We start from the raw sequence: 18,344 nt of genomic DNA, 5'->3' as shown, positions 1-18,344 counted from the left end.
AATAGAATGATTAGTCATTAAAAAAGGGAACCAGAAAACAGGCTCCCCATTGTAGCTACGTTTTCCTAAGCTCTCTCAGTTTATCCATTATTTTATTGAATTCTTCTGTGAACTTTCTGCGATCTCTTTCTTCTGCTTCTTGTAGAATACGTTCTGCTTCAATCCTTCTTGCTTCAATCAATCTTTGTTCTCGTTCTTTAATCTGAATCTTCAATCTCTGTTCAAATTCTGTTATGTCGATGGAAGCAACAATCACCGGATTCTCTAATAGTTGGTAGAGTGGGGAAAATAAATCTGAATACTGATCTACAGCGTCTTCTGGCGGGGGGGAACGATAGAAGGTTAAACCTTTTCTCCATCGTGATAGTTGTGCATAGTTCAGCTTAGGTTTCTTGCCTGTACCTTCATACGCCTCTTTCACAGCATCTAACACAGCGGCAGGTTTTACGTCCTTGCTTATCTTTAACGCTTCTTTCATTCGGCGTTCTTGTGGCTGTGTGCTGTCTCCGAGTAAGATCAGATTTACGTTCTTCATTGTCTGCCCTTAAATGATTAAGGAAGCATGATAATACACACAGCCTCTTGTGTTCAATCTGATGGCTTCCAATTAGGAAAGATAGCTATCATCATCTCTATTGCTTTCTGTTTTGCCCGTGTTGCTGCCTTCTCTGCAAAGGCTTTTAGTTCAGCTTGTGATTCTTCTTCGATACGTTCGACGATACCCGCAAAAATGGCTTTCTGATTGTCCTCAGAAGCGATAGAAGCAATAACCTGATTTTGTTGTTGTGACGCTCTCAGTTCCGCTGTGAGACGGGCAACTTCTTCCTTTAGCTTTTCTTCTGTGCTCTTACTGGGGGACTGCTGAAATCGTGCGGGAATTTCTCCGAGATCATCGGCGAAAAACTTGTTTAACCATCGTTCTTGTAAACGGCAACCAGCAGATGCATTTAACCATTTGAGGAAAAAACGGAGATTTACATGACCTTCTTTTACAGCAAGGCGTAGCTTTTCTAATTCAATACCACGCTGAACAGAGACACCTGCTTCATTGTTTGGCTTCTTGAATGGTTCAAGATCAATAAGTTTTAGAAAATCTGCTGCTGTTAAAACTGACATAATTATTTCCTCTAAAAAGGCTGGATTGCTCCAGCCTCATTTAGTTTAGATATTCCAATACAAGATGACACTATCACCGAGTTTATCGTTATACACGGTAGTCGCTGGTGTGGCTGGGGTAATCGTTGATGCTGGAACAACGTGAACCACGACAGGAGGATTCACAGGCGTCGCAGGAGTCAGAGGAGTTACGGGTACAACGTGTACGACAACTGGAGTTGGTTGTGGTTGTGGTGGAGTGATATCGGTGATTGTTTTCACTTCACCCGTTTTCAGATTTTCTGCCTTCTCTGCATAGTGACTAGGGCCATATGCCCCAACAGTTGCTATGCCAAGTGAATTGACTGAAGTTTCGATTGCATAACCATCTTCTTTAGCTACGCCCTTAGAGAAACCATACCCAACAGTCTCATTTCCAACATAACCACGAAGGTGAGTGATTGTGAGATCACCTTCTTTCACCATAACATTATGAGTACGCATGGTTGGTGCAATCACTGTTGATGCTACACGAGTCAGGTCAGCGTTTTTGAGCGTGTGGGTAGTTTTCACTGCGTTGGATACATCGTTGTATGCAGTGACTGTACCAATAGCTTCATCACCTTCTTTAGTGCCGTGAATCGACAGGCCGCCAACGCCTTCAACATAGCTATGGTCGGAGAAATGCGTTACATCACCGTTCGTCACGTCAACGGTGTGGGAACGCATTTCAGGCGACACAACAGTTGATGCTGTTTTGGTCACACCATCACGAGTAACTGTTGAGGTACGAACCACACCTGTTTCTTGACTGATTGTGGTTGTCGCAGAATATTGTTCATTAACACCGTTGTAGGCAATGTTTTTAGTAACGACACCATCTTTCACACTGATGGAACGTGTCGTGTTATCTGCAATGGGGTGATCGCTCATATTGATGGAGCCTTTAGAGAATCCTGTGAAGCCACCACCTGCATTCATGCGCTCCGCAAAGTGACCACCAAACGAATGACCACTAAAAGCATGACCAATGTTACCACCATGGCCATGGCCACCAAAATTGTGACCGCCCATACCTCCATGGCCACCGTGACCATGAGCAAAAGCAGACATTGGAAGAACTATTAATACTGCAACCACTGATTTCTTAAACATTTTAATACTCCATTTAGGATTAATAGGGGGTGTCATCATTAATTCTTTATTTATCATTTTGTTTGTCCTTCAATGACTAAATACTGCCGACTACATAATTAATCGATGCAGTAACAGCTATTAATAAACCTTTTTTATTTCCGACATAATTGACGAGGGGAGTGTAGCTGGTGGGACCAGCGCACGGGTTGCATTATCATCAAACACAAATACCAACACAACTGCATGATAAACTCAACACAATATAAAGCACAAATAGTTAATTGTGTGATGATTAATTGTTCTTTTATTTATCCATGTATTATGATGTATATGTGTTCGTTAAGTGTTTCTTTTTTATCTTTTATCAATATGAAAAGTGAACAAAGAATTGAGAAGGTTATGATGTGTTTCTGTATGTTATGTTGTGATTCATAAGAAGATAAAGCAGGTGATCGTGACTGACTGTTGCGCCGTAAAGCAGTTTGCGATTGTGAAGTGTAGAAAGAATAACTCGAACTCAATAGGGGGATCACACCTTGTGATGAGTCATCATCTGGAGAGCCGTGATAAGCGCTTCACACGCAGCAACAAATAGTGTGGGGGGCAAGCATGAAGGGAGAGCGAGAGCGATTATTTTCGATTAATCAGCGTTAACCATGATATCCCGATAGTCCTTTATCAGGATATTCATAGTCTGATATTTTCCGAAGCCAGCGATGGGTATAACGTTAGCCTATCAGCATCCAGGTAGCTGGCACAGCAGCAACAAGCAACAGGCCGATCAGCGCCATCTCCTGGCGTTTTAATACGTTTTCATGCGTGTGCGTTTTACGGGCATAAAGGAAAACCAACAGCCCTGGCGCATACAACACTACAGACAGCAGCAGATGCATCGGACCTGACGCATACAATAACCAGATGCCATAAATACTCGCGCCGATACCGACAACCTTATGAATCGGACGGGTGGCAATTTTTAATAGAAATGCGCCGACCAGCAAATAGGGCACCAGAATCATCTCTGAGGCGATTGTCAGTAACGTATTGTAGTCGGAGCCTGTGAGCCAGATTAGCACAAGGCAGATTTGTACACAGATGTTGGTTAGCCACAGCGATGCCGATGGCGCACCCTGTGCATTCTGTCGTGCAAAAATACGCGGAAACGCTTTGTGCGTGGAGGCGAGGAACGGCACTTCCGCCGCCATAATCGTCCAGCTTAAATAGGCACCGCACACGGAAACAATCAGACCCGCGGCAATAATAATTTCGCCCCATGGCCCCATCATTTTAACCATCAGACCGGCCATTGATGGATTGCGGATCTCTGCCAGTTCTGGTCGCGCGACAACGCCGAGGGATAGCAGGGTGACTAACAGGTAAACGCCCAGTGCGGCGAGTACAGCTAACAGCGTGGCGCGACCAACATCGCGTTTATTTCTGGCGCGGGCAGATACCACCACCGCGCCTTCCACACCAATGAAAACCCACAGGGTGATGAGCATGGTGTTTTTGACCTGCTCCCAGACAGGCACGCCCAACGCGACGCCGGTAAAATCGAGAGTAAAGGTGTCGAGCTTAAACAGCATGAATGCCAGCACGATAAAGAGGCCTAGCGGCAATAGTTTAGCCAGAGTAGCGACCAGGTTAATGCTGGCCGCGGTTTGTACTCCCCGCAACACCAGAAAATGGACTATCCATAACAGTACCGATGCGCCGACAATCGACTGCCAGGTATTACCGTCGCCGAACAGACGTAATTCCGGTGTGTCGGTAAAGAAACTGAGCGCAGAGAAGACGATGACCAGATACGAAACGTTAGCGATAACAGCGCACAGCCAGTATCCCCACGCAGAGCAGAAGCCAATCAACTCGCCGAAACCTTCACGTGCATAGGTGAAGATACCGCCGTCCAGTTCAGGACGGATACGCGTCAGGATCAGCATGGCAAAGGCGAGCAAAAGAATACCCGCACCGGTAATCGCCCAACCAATCAGTAATGCAGCCGGGCTGGCTACTGCCGCCATATTTTGTGGCAGACTGAAAACGCCAGCGCCGAGCATTGAGCTTAAAACCAGCGCGGTCAGTGCGCTCAGACCCAATTTCTTTTCCATTTGTATCCAGTTACAAAAACGAGAGTGAGAGAATAATTATTTTGGCAAACCGCATAAAAATGGTGAAAGCCACTAAGGCGCGGGATTTTACGGAGAGAAGAGAACGCATGCAATGGGGATAGAGAGATTTGTGACTAATAGTGTGAAAAGTTGTCTTAATACTGCTGTTTTTGTTTAGTCTGGAAACAGAACTGCACGAAATTATCAGGTCTACAAGGACTGTAGACCTGATATGGCATTGGGTATTACTTATACAGATCGGCGCTGATCGTCACGTTGTTACCACGTTCTGACCACTGGCGGGTAATGTGATAGTACTTCGCGCCTTTCTTCGCTGCGCGTTTTGCTACCTGATAAGAGACTTCCGTCATGTTGCCGTAGTTACCGGTGAACTTGATGCTGTCGAACGGTACCATCATGGCGGCGGTCGTTTTGTTCAGTTCTTCAACTTTGGTTCCATCAGGCAGCGTGACAGTGTAACGTCCGCCTTTGGTAGATTGCGTTTCGAAGAAGCGGCCGACTTCAGCACTCGGAGAAGCGGTAGTTGCTACGCCCGGGATCTCAACTTTCTTCGCGGCTTCGCCACCTGCTGCTAATGCGGCACGACCAGCATCTGAATCTGCTGGGATCGCATCAGGGCTTTGTACAATGCGTTTTTTCGCATCAGCTTTATAGATGAATGCAGTAATACGCTGGTTGCCGCCCTGGTTTGCATCGACCTGACGCACGATATAGAAGGAGTAAGCACCTTTCTCTTTCGCTGCTTTGGTGATGGCATCGTTTACTTCAGGCTGGCTACGGTAGAAACCTTGCACTGTAACGGTGTCGTAAGGTTCTATCAGAACGGCCTGATCTTTTGGCAATTCCATAACGCCGTTAATGACACGGTTTTTTGACGCTTCCGCTTTTTCAGCGTCGGCTTTATAGACGTCGGCAACAACGCGCCAGTTACCGCCGCTGCCAAAATCTGAGGTATCAACAACATAAAAGGAGGCTGCACCGTCTTTATCTGCACGGCGTGAAACGGCAGCAACCGCATCACCGATAGCATTAAAACGACCGGTGACCACAATGCGGTCATAGGGTTTCAGGGCAGCCGCTTGCTCCGGCGTCAATTCTGTCGCTGCATTTACAGAAAAAGCAGTCGCAGAAATTAGTGCGGACGCCAGGAGAGTGTTCTTAAGCTTCATAAAAATAATCCTTCGCCTTGCGCAAACCAGGTACTGGTATTGTTATTGACTAGAAACGTCGCTGATTATTGCATTTAAATTGTGTCAGTGTCTGCGTCATTTTTCACTCATCATGTCACGTTAGGTAACAACAGCGATAACATTTTGTGATATGCCGAAAATTTCGGCGTTTGGTGACCAAAACTGATAAAGCAGTTGAATTTCATAAGTTAATTTAATGTTAATCAATTGTTTTTGGCAGGTAGGTAATCATGTTTTGCCGCTTCGCTTGAGCGAATTATCAGCCTTTGGGGGCTATTTTTAGGGCATTTTATCTGTCTGAGGTTCGATTCATCTCTATTTCGCGAATTTCATAATAAATACTGTTTTTTGGCGCTAGATCACAGGCGTCATTTTCAGTAGGTTATACAGAGTTTGTTACTGTTTTATTTTATTGAGGTAACACTGACCTCTCTCGAGAGTGCGCGCATGCCTCGTGCGAACATTGATAAACCATCATCATAATTACAGATGGAAGGGAACATTATGCGAATTGGCATACCAAGAGAACGGTTAACCAATGAAACCCGCGTTGCAGCCACGCCGAAGACGGTTGAGCAGCTGCTTAAACTGGGTTTCAGCGTCGCGGTTGAAAGCGGTGCAGGTCAACTGGCGAGTTTTGACGATAAGGCGTTTGTACAAGCAGGCGCAGAAATTGTTGATGGAAATGCAGTCTGGCAGTCAGAGATCATCCTGAAGGTCAATGCGCCGGAGGAGGCGGAAATTCCGTTACTCAATCCGGGCACGACGCTGGTGAGTTTTCTTTGGCCCGCGCAAAACCCTGAGCTGCTGCAAAAACTTGCAGAGCGCAACGTGACGGTCATGGCGATGGACTCCGTGCCGCGTATTTCGCGCGCACAGTCGCTGGATGCCTTAAGCTCGATGGCGAACATCGCCGGGTATCGCGCTATTGTTGAAGCTGCACATGAATTCGGTCGCTTCTTCACCGGCCAGATCACCGCCGCAGGCAAGGTTCCACCTGCCAAGGTCATGGTGATTGGTGCGGGTGTGGCAGGTCTTGCGGCGATCGGTGCGGCAAACAGCCTGGGTGCTATTGTGCGTGCTTTTGATACCCGTCCGGAAGTGAAGGAACAAGTGCAGAGTATGGGCGCAGAGTTCCTTGAACTGGACTTTAAAGAAGAAGCGGGCAGCGGCGATGGCTATGCCAAAGTGATGTCCGAAGCGTTCATCAAAGCTGAAATGGAACTCTTCGCTGCGCAGGCGAAAGACGTCGACATTATCGTTACCACAGCGCTGATTCCGGGCAAACCGGCCCCGAAACTGATCACCCGTGAAATGGTCGATTCGATGAAAGCGGGCAGCGTAATTGTCGATCTTGCCGCGCAAAACGGCGGTAACTGCGAATATACCGTGCCTAATCAGGTGACCACCACCGAGAACGGGGTGAAGGTTATCGGCTATACCGATCTGCCAGGCCGTTTGCCAACGCAATCTTCCCAGCTGTACGGCACGAACCTCGTCAACCTACTCAAACTGTTGTGCAAAGAGAAAGACGGCAATATCACTGTCGATTTTGACGACGTGGTTGTGCGTGGTGTCACGGTGGTTCGTGATGGTGAAATCACCTGGCCTGCGCCGCCAATCCAGGTTTCTGCTCAGCCGCAGGCAGCGCCAAAAGCCGCACCTGCGCCGAAAGAAGAGAAAAAACCTGTCTCTCCGTGGCGCAAATATGCGCTGATGGCGCTGGTAGTGATTTTGTTTGGCTGGCTCGCCGACGTCGCGCCGAAAGAGTTCCTTGGTCACTTTACGGTGTTCGCGCTTTCCTGCGTGGTGGGTTACTACGTGGTCTGGAATGTGTCACATGCGTTGCATACTCCGCTGATGTCTGTGACTAACGCCATCTCGGGGATTATCGTGGTTGGGGCGTTATTGCAAATTGGCCAGGGTGGCTGGGTGAGTTTCCTGAGCTTTATCGCGGTGCTTATTGCCAGCATTAATATTTTCGGTGGCTTCACCGTGACTCAGCGCATGCTGAAAATGTTCCGGAAAAACTAAGGGGTAACATATGTCTGGAGGATTAGTTACAGCTGCATACATTGTTGCCGCGATCCTGTTTATTTTTAGTCTGGCGGGGCTTTCGAAACACGAAACCTCTCAGCAGGGTAACAACTACGGCATAGCCGGGATGGCGATTGCGCTGATTGCTACGATTTTTGGTCCGGATACCGGCAACGTTGCGTGGATCCTGGTAGCGATGATCATCGGCGGCGCGATTGGTATTCGTCTGGCGAAGAAAGTCGAAATGACCGAGATGCCGGAGTTGGTGGCGATTCTGCACAGCTTCGTCGGTCTGGCTGCGGTACTGGTGGGTTTCAACAGCTACCTGTATCACGATACGGGCCTGGAGCCGATTCTGGTGAACATTCACCTGACGGAAGTGTTCCTGGGTATCTTCATCGGTGCGGTGACCTTTACCGGTTCTGTGGTGGCTTTTGGCAAACTGCGCGGCAAGATCTCCTCTAAACCGCTGATGCTGCCGAATCGTCACAAAATGAACCTGGCGGCGCTGGTTGTATCTTTCCTGCTGCTGGTGGTGTTTGTTCGTACCGAAAGCGTGGGCCTGCAGGTTCTGGCGCTGCTGGTGATGACCATCATCGCGCTGGCCTTTGGCTGGCATCTGGTGGCGTCCATCGGTGGGGCAGACATGCCGGTAGTCGTTTCAATGCTCAACTCCTATTCAGGTTGGGCGGCGGCAGCGGCGGGCTTTATGCTCAGCAACGATCTGCTGATCGTTACCGGTGCGCTGGTCGGTTCTTCTGGTGCGATCCTGTCTTACATTATGTGTAAGGCAATGAACCGTTCGTTCATCAGCGTTATTGCGGGCGGCTTCGGTTCTGACGGTTCTTCTACCGGGTCTGATGAAGAAGTTGGCGAACATCGTGAGATTTCTGCGGAAGACACAGCAGAAATGCTGAAGAACTCGCACTCCGTGATCATCACCCCAGGCTACGGCATGGCAGTGGCTCAGGCACAGTATCCGGTCGCGGAAATCACTGAGAAACTGCGCGCGCGCGGCATCAAAGTGCGTTTTGGTATTCACCCGGTAGCAGGGCGCTTGCCAGGTCATATGAACGTGCTGCTGGCGGAAGCCAAAGTCCCTTATGACATCGTGCTGGAAATGGATGAGATCAACGATGATTTCGCCGATACCGATACCGTGCTGGTCATTGGTGCCAACGACACGGTAAACCCAGCAGCGCAGGATGACCCGCGCAGTCCGATCGCCGGCATGCCGGTGCTGGAAGTGTGGAAAGCGCAGAACGTAATTGTGTTCAAACGTTCAATGAACACCGGCTATGCAGGTGTGCAGAACCCGCTGTTCTTTAAAGATAACACCCATATGCTGTTTGGCGATGCCAAAGCCAGCGTGGATGCGATCCTGAAAGCGTTGTAATTGCCAGTAAAAGTAAGACGGCCTCTGCGGAGGCCGTTTTTTTAAACATCCAGTTTACGCTGGGTGATCCATTCCACACGAGCCGGATCGCGATGCGAGAAGAACGCACTAGTCCCGCTGTCCATCGCGGCAATTTGCGTCATCTCTTCCGCCGTTAGGGCAAAGTCCAGCACCTGAATATTCTCGGCCATCCGCGTTTTACGCACGGTTTTCGCCAGCGAAATAATCCCACGTTGATAAATCCAACGCAGCACGACTTGACCAACGCTTTTGCCATATTTTTCACCAATAGCCGCTAAGACTGGGTTCTGAAACAGGTCATTGCGTCCTTCAGCGAACGGTGCCCAGGCTTGCGGTTGAATATTCCGGCTCTGCATCCAGGCCACGGCATGCGGCTGCTGATGAAAAGGATTCACCTCAATCTGGTTAACGGCTGGAATAATGCGATTGAAAGCGATTAAATCCGCCAGACGATCCGGATGAAAGTTACTCACGCCAATCGCGCGGATTTTCCCTTCTTCATATAATTCTTCCATCGCGCGCCAGGCACCGTGCACATCGCCATAGGGCTGATGAATCAAATAAAGGTCAATATAATCCAGTTGAAGCCGTTGCAGAGAACGTGCGAATTGCGCCTTTGCGCCTGCATAGTTGGTATCCTGTAACCACAGTTTGGTAGTCACAAAAAGTGCCTCGCGGGGGACTCCGCTTTGCTTAAGAGCATTGCCGACCTGAGTTTCATTCTGGTAGGAGGCAGCGGTATCAATCAGGCGATATCCTGTATCAATGGCATCCCGTACGGCTTGCTCACATTCGCTGGCATCAGTCATTTGATAAACGCCAAATCCGAGCAGGGGCATCTCAACACCGTTATTCAGAACTGTTGTATTCATTGGGTTCTCCTGAGCATCATCGTTGCATTGGCTGCAGATTAGCAAATCTGTGTTGATACGATTAGTCTGTGAAATTCGCATGGACCTATGAGTAGAATTCATTTCTGAAAGGTAATTGTTGGAAGTCAGTCACAAAATATGACGCATATAATTTCACCATTCATGATCTCAGTTCATAAACTCATGCGGTTTTAACCGTCTAATCACGGCAATACGTTGTCTATATACTGCGACCTGACTTTTTAGAACATGACAGGGCACTATGCGTACACGTGAACATGCCTCACCGGTAACTACCGCAAGCCAGACCGGTCTTACTTTTATTCTAATCCTCAGTGGCCTGATGGCCTTTACATCGCTTTCTACCGATATTTATCTTCCAGCAATGCCGACGATGGCCAAGGATTTACATGGCAATGTTGAGCTGACGATTACTGGTTTCTTAATTGGTTTTACTATCGCACAGTTGATTTGGGGGCCGATTAGCGATCATATGGGGCGGCGTAAGCCGCTGTTTATCGGCATGGTGCTATTTATCATTGGTTCCGCAGGGTGTGCGCTGTCTACAAGTATCACGCAAATTGTTTTCTGGCGGGTGTTTCAGGCGCTTGGAGCCTGTACCGGGCCTATGCTGGCGCGAGCGATGATCCGCGATCTCTTTGCACGTACTCGTGCGGCGCAAATGCTCTCGACCCTGGTGTTGGTGATGGCGATTGCGCCAATCGCCGGACCGTTGATTGGCGGGCAAATTATTCGCCTGAGCACCTGGCACTCTATTTTTTGGCTGCTGGTGGTGATTGGTGCGCTGATGTTTATCTCCCTAAACTGGCTGCCCGAAACATTGCCGGAAGATAAACGGGTGAAAGCCTCTTTGGCTGGCGCATTTCGTAATTACCGCTCGTTGTTAACCAATGGGCGTTTTATGCGCTATACCCTGAGCCTGACGTTTTATTACGTCGGTGCGTACGCGTTTATTACCGGGTCACCGTTTGTTTATATTAGCTATTACCATGTTGATCCACAGCATTACGGCTGGTTGTTTGCGCTAAACATTATCGGTGTTATGGCGATGAGCGTGGTCAACCGTCGTCTGGTTCAACGACATGCTCTGGAACAACTGCTGAAATATGCGACGATGCTGGCGGCGCTGGCCGCAGTGGCGCTTGCACTGCTGGTTAAGCTGGAGTCAGGCGGAATTGTTGCCATTATCGTTTCCATTTTTCTGCTGTTCTCGATGAATGGCATTATTGCCGCGACGTCGACTGCCGCGGCGTTGGATGCGGTACCGAACATTGCGGGTTCAGCTTCGGCGCTGATTGGCGCGTTGCAATATGGCAGCGGTATTATCTCATCGTTGCTGCTGGCCGCCTTCAGTGATGGCACGCCCTGGACCATGGCGTGGATAATAGCGCTATTTACGCTGTTAAGCGCCGTTTTGGCTTTCCGCGTGAAACGATAAAGGAAATGCCCCGTAATGGCGGGGCGAAAACTCATTCTTTGTTCAGATCGCTAAGCAGCACGGCAATGCTTTGACCGCCGTTGGTTTGCTCAAGCGCGATTTTCACGATGATGGTCAGCGGCACAGAAAGCAGCATCCCCACGGGACCGAGCAACCAGCCCCAGAAGATTAACGACAGAAATACCACCAGCGTAGACAGCCCCAGCCCGCGGCCCATGATCCGCGGCTCGAGGATATTCCCGAATACCAGGTTGATGACCAGATAGCCTGCCAGAACCACCAGCGCATCGTAAAGACCGCTGAATGCCAGCACCTGAGCAATAGGGGGTATGGCCGCCAATACAGAACCGATATTAGGGATGTAGTTCAGGGCGAAGGCCAGTAATCCCCAGACAAAGGCAAAGCGCACATCCAATGCAGCAAGCATGCCCCAGGCGACCAACCCGGTCACAATGCTGATTGCCGTTTTAAGCACCAGATAGTGGGAGACGCTGTCGATGGCGCGTTGAATCGCCGCCATACCTTCAATGGGGCGACTCATCATTTGTTTGAGTTTGTTGGGCAGTTGCGGTACTTCCAGTAGCATAAAAACTACAGTCAGTAGCAGTAAAAATATCGATGACATAGCATTTGAAAGCTGCGCCAGTAAATTGGTCACCAGCGTCATTGCCGCGTTCGGATCGATATATTTGACGAGCTCGTCCACGGAAACGCCGATCCCTGCGCGTTGTAACCATGGTTCAAGATTTTTCAGTGGGATAACCAGTGAAGAGCGATATTGCGGTAGCGTTCGCGCAAGTTCATTTAAGGATGTACCTAAATACGCCAACAGCAGCACCATTAACATTACAATAATAACGATAAGCAATGACACCGCAATTACGCGCGGTATGCGAAGCTTGACCATCCGCTGCACCACGGGATTGAGCACAACGGCTATAAATAACGCCAGAATAAAGGGGACGATGATATCTGCGGCAAAGCGAATACCGCTCAGGATGATAACCAGCATGCCCAGCATAATTACTATTTTTAGACCGTTAAGCGTGATGATCGGTTTCGCCATGTGTATTCCCGCATTTTTCATTTTTGAATCTGCATAATAATGTGATTTGCGTCGAGCCGTTATAACAAAAATCAAACGGGGCAGGTAAAGAAGTGAAAAGACTTTGAGTTCGTCTTGAAGCTATGATACAAATCATCTGTGTTTAACTACCGAGGACAATTATCATCCGCGATGATGAGAAGCAACACTGCGGATAATTGTAATATTATGGACAATATGTTCAGGATGTTTTTGCGTTTACCTACACTTCTTCGTACCTCCTCCACTTTCTTGCTTGCGGGTGAGCAACACTGGCGCAACGCGCTTTAGTCCCTTCTTCTGCCTGAGCTGGCGCTGTGCGCTGAGCTAACTAATTTTTTTTTTGGTTTACTGCATGCAGTAGGCCTAAAGGACTATATTCTCAAGCAGGAGAAGCATCATGTTTTACTGGATATTATTAGGTCTGGCCATCGCGGCTGAAATTACTGGTACGCTGTCAATGAAATGGGCAAGCGTTGGCCATGGTAATTCAGGCTTTATTTTAATGCTGGTAATGATCGCCTTATCATATATTTTTCTTAGTTTCGCTGTTAAAAAAATTGCCCTTGGTGTGGCCTATGCCTTGTGGGAAGGTATCGGTATTTTATTTATTACGCTGTTTAGTGTGTTGTTATTTGACGAAACCTTGTCCACGATGAAAGTGGCTGGACTGGTCTCGCTGGTATTAGGCATTGTGCTGATCAAGTCTGGTACTCGAAAACCTGCCAAAACGAGCAAAGAGGTGGCCCATGCAGCAGTTTGAGTGGGTTCATGGTGCCTGGCTTGGCATGGCCATCGTGCTGGAAATAGTCGCTAACGTCTTTTTGAAATTTTCTGATGGATTTCGCCGCAAGGTTTATGGCGTGCTGTCGCTGGCTGCCGTGTTAGCGGCCTTTAGCGCGCTGTCGCAGGCGGTAAAAGGTATTGACCTTTCTGTTGCCTACGCTTTGTGGGGCGGGTTTGGGATTGCCGCGACGTTAGCGGCTGGTTGGGTGTTGTTTGGTCAGCGCCTGAATAATAAAGGCTGGATCGGTGTGGCGCTGCTGCTGGCCGGAATGGTGATGATTAAACTTGCCTGATATCCGTGCTGCCCGTTAATGCGGGCAGCATATGTTACTCCTTCGCCAACTCTTCCAGCTTATCGCGAAAACCGGTCACGGATATGGCGCGATTATCGGCTCGCCAGCGATCTTTCGCCGCCGGAGCGGAGCTTTGTACGCCAATCAACTGCCAGCCTGAATCTGTCTTCAGCATCAACGGTGAACCGCTGTCGCCCGGGAGCGTGTCGCACTGGTGCGACAAGACGGTATTCTGCGCCCAGCCGGTCACCACGCAATCCTGATGGGTGTACAAATCGTCCAGATGATCTTCCGGATAGCCCGACTGTGTGACTTTGCGATCGGCGGTTTTCAGCGCCGCGGTTAACGCCGCTTTATCACCTTCAAATAATGGTAGGGGCGTGATTCCGGAAGGCGGGTAACGAAGCACCACCAGACCAAAATCCCACGGGGCTGCTGATGGCGGCACAATCCAGCCATCGCCATCGGCTTTCAAACGCTTACCTAGTGAGGGATCAACCCGTCCTTCGATTCCATGGATTTCATAGCGCCAGACACCCTTTTTCGACACAAAGCGTAACGCGACGGCTTTATCCGGTTTGCCTTTCGGTGGAGCGAGCAAGCAGTGTCCGGCAGTCAGGGCCAGATGCGGTGAAATGAGCGTGGCGGTACACAGATTACCACTGGCGGTTTCCAGTTGTCCGATAGCGTCCCACGGTGATTGCGTTGGATCCGTTACTTTCGTGCGATCGTCATGACCAAAAAACAGCGTTTTTATGCTTTCTGCTTCAGCGGTGGTCGTTGCTGGCTGATCTGCATGCGCAACAACAGGAAAAAAACAAATTGAGCCCAGTAATACAGCAATGGTTTTATGCATATCACACTCTGGTGGGGAATTATGATTATAAACAGCAAACCCTCAGTTAATACTATAGACGGGACGGCGAGAAAGTGGGAGTAAAATCAGATAACTACACTCAGGAAAGATAAAAATGCATGGCAATAAGGGCGCAAATTATCAGAGTAATAAGAATGAACTCAAAGCGGTAATGTGACACCATTTTACCCTCCGAAAGGCGGCGCTACATCAGGTTGATCTAGCGCCGTATGCTATGGCGTGGGGGACGCCATAGTGACTACAAATGCGTTATGCTGCAGGTTGAGCTGCTGGTTTAGCGGTGTCGTGTTTTACGGCTTTTTTGGTGTGTTTTTTAGCGGCCTGAGCTTTCTGCTCTGGTGCTTTTTGTTCTGCTGCTGGCTTGGTTGCTGCTTTTTTGGTGTGTTTTTTAGCAGCCTGAGCTTTCTGCTCTGGCGCTTTTTGTTCTACAGCCGGTTTAGTGGTGGATTTTTTAGCGTGTTTCTTGGCAGCCTGCGCTTTCTGCGGCGCTGCTTTGTGCTGTTTTTTATGATGCGTGGTTTTTGCCGGCGCTGCTTTGGTGGTTGCAGCAGCAGTCGGAGCGGTAGTAGCAGTTGTTTCAGCAGCAAAAGCAGCAGAAGACAGACCCATAGCAGCGGCAACAACCAGAGCTAATACTTTTTTCATTCTCATACCCTCGATTTGGTTTTTCATTCAACCCCACTGCGGGGCCGTTGAAATAACTATATCGCTGTAAACACAGGGCTTCCGTGAGTCATTGGTTTCTGCGTGTAACGATATGTACAATGACTCACGGTATGAGATTACAAATAGCGGGCTTCCAGATGAGAACGGAAATAACGGCTGCTGAGCGGCTCTCCGGTCGCCTGGGTAATAAGCTGTTCAGTAGTAAAGCGGCTGCCATGCTGCCAGATGTTCTGACGTAACCAGTCAAACAGGGCACCAAACTCACCTTGGGCAATAGACTGATTCAAATCAGGCAATGCGCGGTTAGCGGCACTGAACAACTGCGCTGCATATATGGCGCCTAAGGTATAGGAAGGGAAGTAGCCAAAGCCGCCGTCAGTCCAGTGAATATCCTGCATACAACCGTTACGGTAGTTTCCGATCGTTGACAGCCCCAGCCAGGCCTGCATTTTCTCGTTCCACAATGCCGGGATATCATCCACTTCAATATCGCCATTAATAAGCGCACGTTCGATTTCATAACGCAGGATCACGTGAGCGGGATAGCTTACCTCGTCGGCATCAACACGGATAAACCCGGGTTTGACCTGCTGGTTCCAGGCGATGAAATTGCTTTCTTCAAACGCTGCCTGATCGCCAAAGTGGCGCGTTACAGCCGGAATCAACCGCATCAGAAAGGCTTTACTGCGTCCCAGTTGCATCTCAAAGAACAGACTCTGGGACTCATGAATGGCGGTTGAGCGTGCCAGAGCAATAGGTTGCCCAGACCAGCTGCGTGGCAGGTTTTGCTCATAGCGCGCATGACCGGTTTCATGGATCACGCCAAACAGCGCGCTGAGTAATTCGTTTTCATCATAGCGGGTGGTAATGCGAACATCTTCTGGTACGCCGCCACAGAAAGGATGTGCACTGATATCCAGCCGACCAGCGGTAAAGTCGAAACCTAGCTGTGCCATTGTTTCAAGACCCAGCTCTCGCTGTACAGCTGTTGGGAAGGGACCTACCGGGGCGATGAGCGATTGCTGAGACTGCTTTGCCACCACCTTGTTTAGCAGATCGGGCAGCCAGCTTTTAACGTCTGCGAAAAGGACATCCAACTGAGCGCTGGTCATTCCTGGTTCAAAGATGTCCAGTAGCGCGTCATACGGCGAACAACCTTTAGCTTCTGCGCGCAGTAGGGCTTCTTCGCGGCTGTACTTCACAACTTCTTTCAGGTTATCGGAAAATCCTTCCCAGTCATTAGCTGGTCGCTGGCTACGCCAGGCATGCTCACAGCGGCTTCCCGCAAGAGATTTTGCTTCTACCAACGATTCGGGCAACAAGGATGCCTGGTGATGCAATCGCGACATTTCGCGCAGGTTCGCCTGTTCTACATCGTTGAGATCTTCCTGTTGCGCTGCGGCGATCCACATTGCCACTTTCGGATCGGTTAACAGTTGGTGCTCAAGCACGCTCAGCTCGGCCAGCGCTTCGCCCCGGGCTTTACTGCCTCCTGGCGGCATCATGGTAAACATGTCCCAACTGGCGATTGCCGAGAGGTGGGAGAAGCGAGAGAGCCGCTGGAACGTGCGGGTGAGCTGATGGTAATTATCATTGTTACTCATTTTTTGTTCTCGTTCTGTTTAGGTGTGGTTAAGAAGTTTACCGTGATTCACTCACTTTTCATAAACACACCTTTGTACCCGGTTTTCCGTAACAGCTTTTTATAGCGAAAAGCCAGCAGAACCACAAAACAGATGGCGTAGATAATAGGGAGCGGTGATAGCACTTTTACCGACCACAGATAATGCAGCGGTAGCAAAATGGCGGCCAGGTAGACGTAGTTGTGCAATGTTTGCCAGCGTTTGCCCATTTTACGCTGAGCGGCTTGTGTCGAGGTCAACGCCAACAGGAATAAGATAATCCAACCGGCCATACCCAGCATTAGCCATGGGCGTGAAACCAGTTCACGACCCAACAATCCCAGGTTTTGTATACCCAGTTCCAGCAGAGCATAGCTGGTTATATGCAGTGTGGCCCAGGCAAAGCACCATAAACCTAACAACCGCCGGGTACGAAACAACAAAGGCTGCTTTGCATAGCGCGCAAGCGGCGATACCAGCAGGGTAGCCAGCAAAAACTTCAGCGCGGTAATGCCCGTAAAGTGCTGGATATCTTTTCCCGGGTCGGCACCCAACCCGCCATGCTGTGCGGCCCAGAAGAGCCATAGCAGGGGTATAAAACCGGCGAGATGCAGCAGCACTTTCAGACCGGTTATCTGTTTTGCAGTCAACCTCACTTAAAAATACTCCCGAAGATCCATGCCCTGATATAACGATGCCACCTCATCGGCATAACCATTAAAAGGTAACGTGGGCTGTCGCTGTACATCGAGAATGCCACCCGAACCGATAAAACGCTCAGTAGCCTGAGACCAGCGAGGGTGATCCACCTGCGGATTTACGTTGGCGTAAAATCCGTATTCATTCGGTGCTGACATATTCCAGGTCGTCGGTGGTTGTTCACGCGTCAGCTTGATACTGACTATCGATTTAATGCCCTTGAAGCCGTATTTCCAGGGTACGGTCAGGCGTATCGGCGCCCCGTTTTGCGGCGGCAATGCTTTGCCATATACGCCTACGGTGAGAAGTGTGAGCGGGTGCATAGCCTCATCCAAACGAAGACCTTCGACATAGGGATATTTCAACCCACCGCCAATAAAACGGTCTTTCTGACCCGGCATTTCATCAGGGGCGTAGCGTGTTTCAAAGGCAACATATTTGGCGTGACTGGTTGGCTCAACCAGCGCCAGTAATTTATGCAACGGAAAACCCACCCACGGCACAACCATCGACCAGGCCTCAACGCAACGCATCCGATAAATACGTTCTTCTAATGGAAAGCGTGTGGTCAGCGCATCATGATCCAAGGTTAAAGGTTTGTTGACCTCACCGCTGATGGTTAACGTCCAGGGATCGGTTTTCAGGCTACCGGCATTGGCCGCAGGATCGGCTTTATCCAGACCAAATTCGTAGAAATTGTTGTAGCCCGTCACCTTGTCTTCTGGCGTCAGTGACAGGCTGTTTTGCCAGCGTTCGGGCTTTGTGAACTCAAGCGCTTTGCCTGCGGGTGCGGGTGGACGATCGTTGCCTTTAAACCAATCCAGCAAATTAGCCTGTGTTGGGTAAGGCAGCGTGGCCGCCGCCGCGCCTATCCCAAGTGCTTTGAGGATTTGTCGTCGTTGCATAAAAAAAACTGATTCGGCTGTAACATCAGCTTCCCGAAGTGGACGTTTTTTCTGCATAACTTTTCCTTTTTAT

19 protein-coding genes are annotated in these 18,344 nt (G+C 49.4%); 6 read left to right on the top strand and 13 right to left on the bottom strand.

All coding sequences use genetic code 11. The features are described 5' to 3' along the window. Positions 1 to 55 precede the first annotated feature (55 nt). The 5 genes from OGY04_RS06620 to ydgH all read right to left on the bottom strand — a co-directional run bounded on the left by OGY04_RS06620 (position 56) and on the right by ydgH (position 5,533). Positions 56 to 535 (bottom strand): hypothetical protein, encoded by a 480-nt coding sequence (locus OGY04_RS06620; RefSeq protein ID WP_286585015.1) that lies wholly within the window; start codon positions 533 to 535, stop codon positions 56 to 58. Positions 536 to 588: 53 nt separating this feature from the next. After that, positions 589 to 1,116: a hypothetical protein gene (locus tag OGY04_RS06615; RefSeq protein WP_048214242.1), complete on the bottom strand. Its 528-nt coding sequence runs from the start codon at positions 1,114 to 1,116 to the stop codon at positions 589 to 591. Positions 1,117 to 1,161: 45 nt separating this feature from the next. Further along, positions 1,162 to 2,307 carry a hypothetical protein gene (locus tag OGY04_RS06610; RefSeq protein WP_286585014.1) on the bottom strand — a complete coding sequence of 382 codons (1,146 nt, stop codon included), beginning with the start codon at positions 2,305 to 2,307 and terminating at the stop codon, positions 1,162 to 1,164. 653 nt (positions 2,308 to 2,960) lie between these two features. Next, entirely contained in the window at positions 2,961 to 4,343 is a 1,383-nt protein-coding gene (locus OGY04_RS06605; protein WP_286585012.1) for an amino acid permease, read from the bottom strand. A 245-nt stretch (positions 4,344 to 4,588) separates the two neighbouring features. Next, the gene (gene ydgH / locus OGY04_RS06600) at positions 4,589 to 5,533 is read right to left on the bottom strand and encodes a DUF1471 family protein YdgH (RefSeq protein ID WP_286585010.1); all 945 of its coding nucleotides are present in this window, start codon (positions 5,531 to 5,533) and stop codon (positions 4,589 to 4,591) included. A gap of 525 nt (positions 5,534 to 6,058) precedes the next feature. Between ydgH and pntA the strand changes: the two genes are divergently transcribed. Both pntA and pntB read left to right on the top strand, forming a co-directional pair. Then, on the top strand, positions 6,059 to 7,588 hold the full coding sequence (gene pntA / locus OGY04_RS06595) for a Re/Si-specific NAD(P)(+) transhydrogenase subunit alpha (RefSeq protein WP_020996412.1): 1,530 nt from the start codon (positions 6,059 to 6,061) through the stop codon (positions 7,586 to 7,588). A 10-nt stretch (positions 7,589 to 7,598) separates the two neighbouring features. Beyond that, complete coding sequence (gene pntB / locus OGY04_RS06590; protein ID WP_286585009.1) at positions 7,599 to 8,987, top strand: Re/Si-specific NAD(P)(+) transhydrogenase subunit beta; 1,389 nt, start codon at positions 7,599 to 7,601, stop codon at positions 8,985 to 8,987. 41 nt (positions 8,988 to 9,028) lie between these two features. On the opposite strand, the gene OGY04_RS06585 is transcribed toward pntB, so the two are convergent. Beyond that, a complete protein-coding gene (locus OGY04_RS06585) occupies positions 9,029 to 9,880 on the bottom strand; it encodes an aldo/keto reductase (protein WP_032943372.1) in 852 nt (283 codons plus the stop codon). A 262-nt stretch (positions 9,881 to 10,142) separates the two neighbouring features. Between OGY04_RS06585 and OGY04_RS06580 the strand changes: the two genes are divergently transcribed. Then, positions 10,143 to 11,339 (top strand): multidrug effflux MFS transporter, encoded by a 1,197-nt coding sequence (locus tag OGY04_RS06580; protein ID WP_191238526.1) that lies wholly within the window; start codon positions 10,143 to 10,145, stop codon positions 11,337 to 11,339. Positions 11,340 to 11,370: 31 nt separating this feature from the next. Here the strand turns inward: OGY04_RS06580 and OGY04_RS06575 are convergent, their stop codons facing one another. After that, a complete protein-coding gene (locus OGY04_RS06575; RefSeq protein WP_003832866.1) occupies positions 11,371 to 12,405 on the bottom strand; it encodes an AI-2E family transporter in 1,035 nt (344 codons plus the stop codon). Between the two features lie 138 nt (positions 12,406 to 12,543). On the opposite strand from OGY04_RS06575, the gene OGY04_RS23220 reads away from it, so the two are divergent. The 3 genes from OGY04_RS23220 to mdtI all read left to right on the top strand — a co-directional run bounded on the left by OGY04_RS23220 (position 12,544) and on the right by mdtI (position 13,502). Next, positions 12,544 to 12,714, top strand: coding sequence for a protein YdgV (locus tag OGY04_RS23220; protein ID WP_087050578.1), 171 nt, complete (start codon positions 12,544 to 12,546; stop codon positions 12,712 to 12,714). Positions 12,715 to 12,820: 106 nt separating this feature from the next. Continuing rightward, complete coding sequence (gene mdtJ, locus OGY04_RS06570) at positions 12,821 to 13,186, top strand: multidrug/spermidine efflux SMR transporter subunit MdtJ (RefSeq protein WP_286585159.1); 366 nt, start codon at positions 12,821 to 12,823, stop codon at positions 13,184 to 13,186. After that, positions 13,173 to 13,502 carry a multidrug/spermidine efflux SMR transporter subunit MdtI gene (mdtI, locus tag OGY04_RS06565; protein ID WP_008784713.1) on the top strand — a complete coding sequence of 110 codons (330 nt, stop codon included), beginning with the start codon at positions 13,173 to 13,175 and terminating at the stop codon, positions 13,500 to 13,502. The genes mdtJ and mdtI overlap by 14 nt, the downstream gene beginning before the upstream one ends. A gap of 34 nt (positions 13,503 to 13,536) precedes the next feature. On the opposite strand, the gene OGY04_RS06560 is transcribed toward mdtI, so the two are convergent. The 6 genes from OGY04_RS06560 to msrP all read right to left on the bottom strand — a co-directional run bounded on the left by OGY04_RS06560 (position 13,537) and on the right by msrP (position 18,328). Then, positions 13,537 to 14,358 carry a trypsin-like serine peptidase gene (locus OGY04_RS06560; RefSeq protein WP_174770289.1) on the bottom strand — a complete coding sequence of 274 codons (822 nt, stop codon included), beginning with the start codon at positions 14,356 to 14,358 and terminating at the stop codon, positions 13,537 to 13,539. A 100-nt stretch (positions 14,359 to 14,458) separates the two neighbouring features. Continuing rightward, positions 14,459 to 14,542 (bottom strand): small membrane protein YdgU, encoded by an 84-nt coding sequence (gene ydgU, locus OGY04_RS23215; RefSeq protein ID WP_049259791.1) that lies wholly within the window; start codon positions 14,540 to 14,542, stop codon positions 14,459 to 14,461. Between the two features lie 86 nt (positions 14,543 to 14,628). Beyond that, entirely contained in the window at positions 14,629 to 15,024 is a 396-nt protein-coding gene (gene asr / locus OGY04_RS06555) for an acid resistance repetitive basic protein Asr (RefSeq protein WP_048214236.1), read from the bottom strand. Positions 15,025 to 15,161: 137 nt separating this feature from the next. After that, positions 15,162 to 16,649 (bottom strand): carboxypeptidase M32, encoded by a 1,488-nt coding sequence (locus OGY04_RS06550; protein ID WP_286585007.1) that lies wholly within the window; start codon positions 16,647 to 16,649, stop codon positions 15,162 to 15,164. Between the two features lie 47 nt (positions 16,650 to 16,696). Next, positions 16,697 to 17,323 carry a protein-methionine-sulfoxide reductase heme-binding subunit MsrQ gene (msrQ, locus tag OGY04_RS06545; RefSeq protein ID WP_032943378.1) on the bottom strand — a complete coding sequence of 209 codons (627 nt, stop codon included), beginning with the start codon at positions 17,321 to 17,323 and terminating at the stop codon, positions 16,697 to 16,699. Then, entirely contained in the window at positions 17,324 to 18,328 is a 1,005-nt protein-coding gene (msrP, locus tag OGY04_RS06540; RefSeq protein WP_286585005.1) for a protein-methionine-sulfoxide reductase catalytic subunit MsrP, read from the bottom strand. Between the last annotated feature and the right edge of the window lie 16 nt (positions 18,329 to 18,344).

This window comes from Citrobacter sp. Cpo091 (assembly GCF_030332645.1).
Taxonomy (GTDB): Bacteria; Pseudomonadota; Gammaproteobacteria; order Enterobacterales; family Enterobacteriaceae; genus Citrobacter; species Citrobacter portucalensis.
Note: the sequence above shows the minus strand (reverse complement) of the source record. Positions and strands in the feature narration are given on the sequence as shown.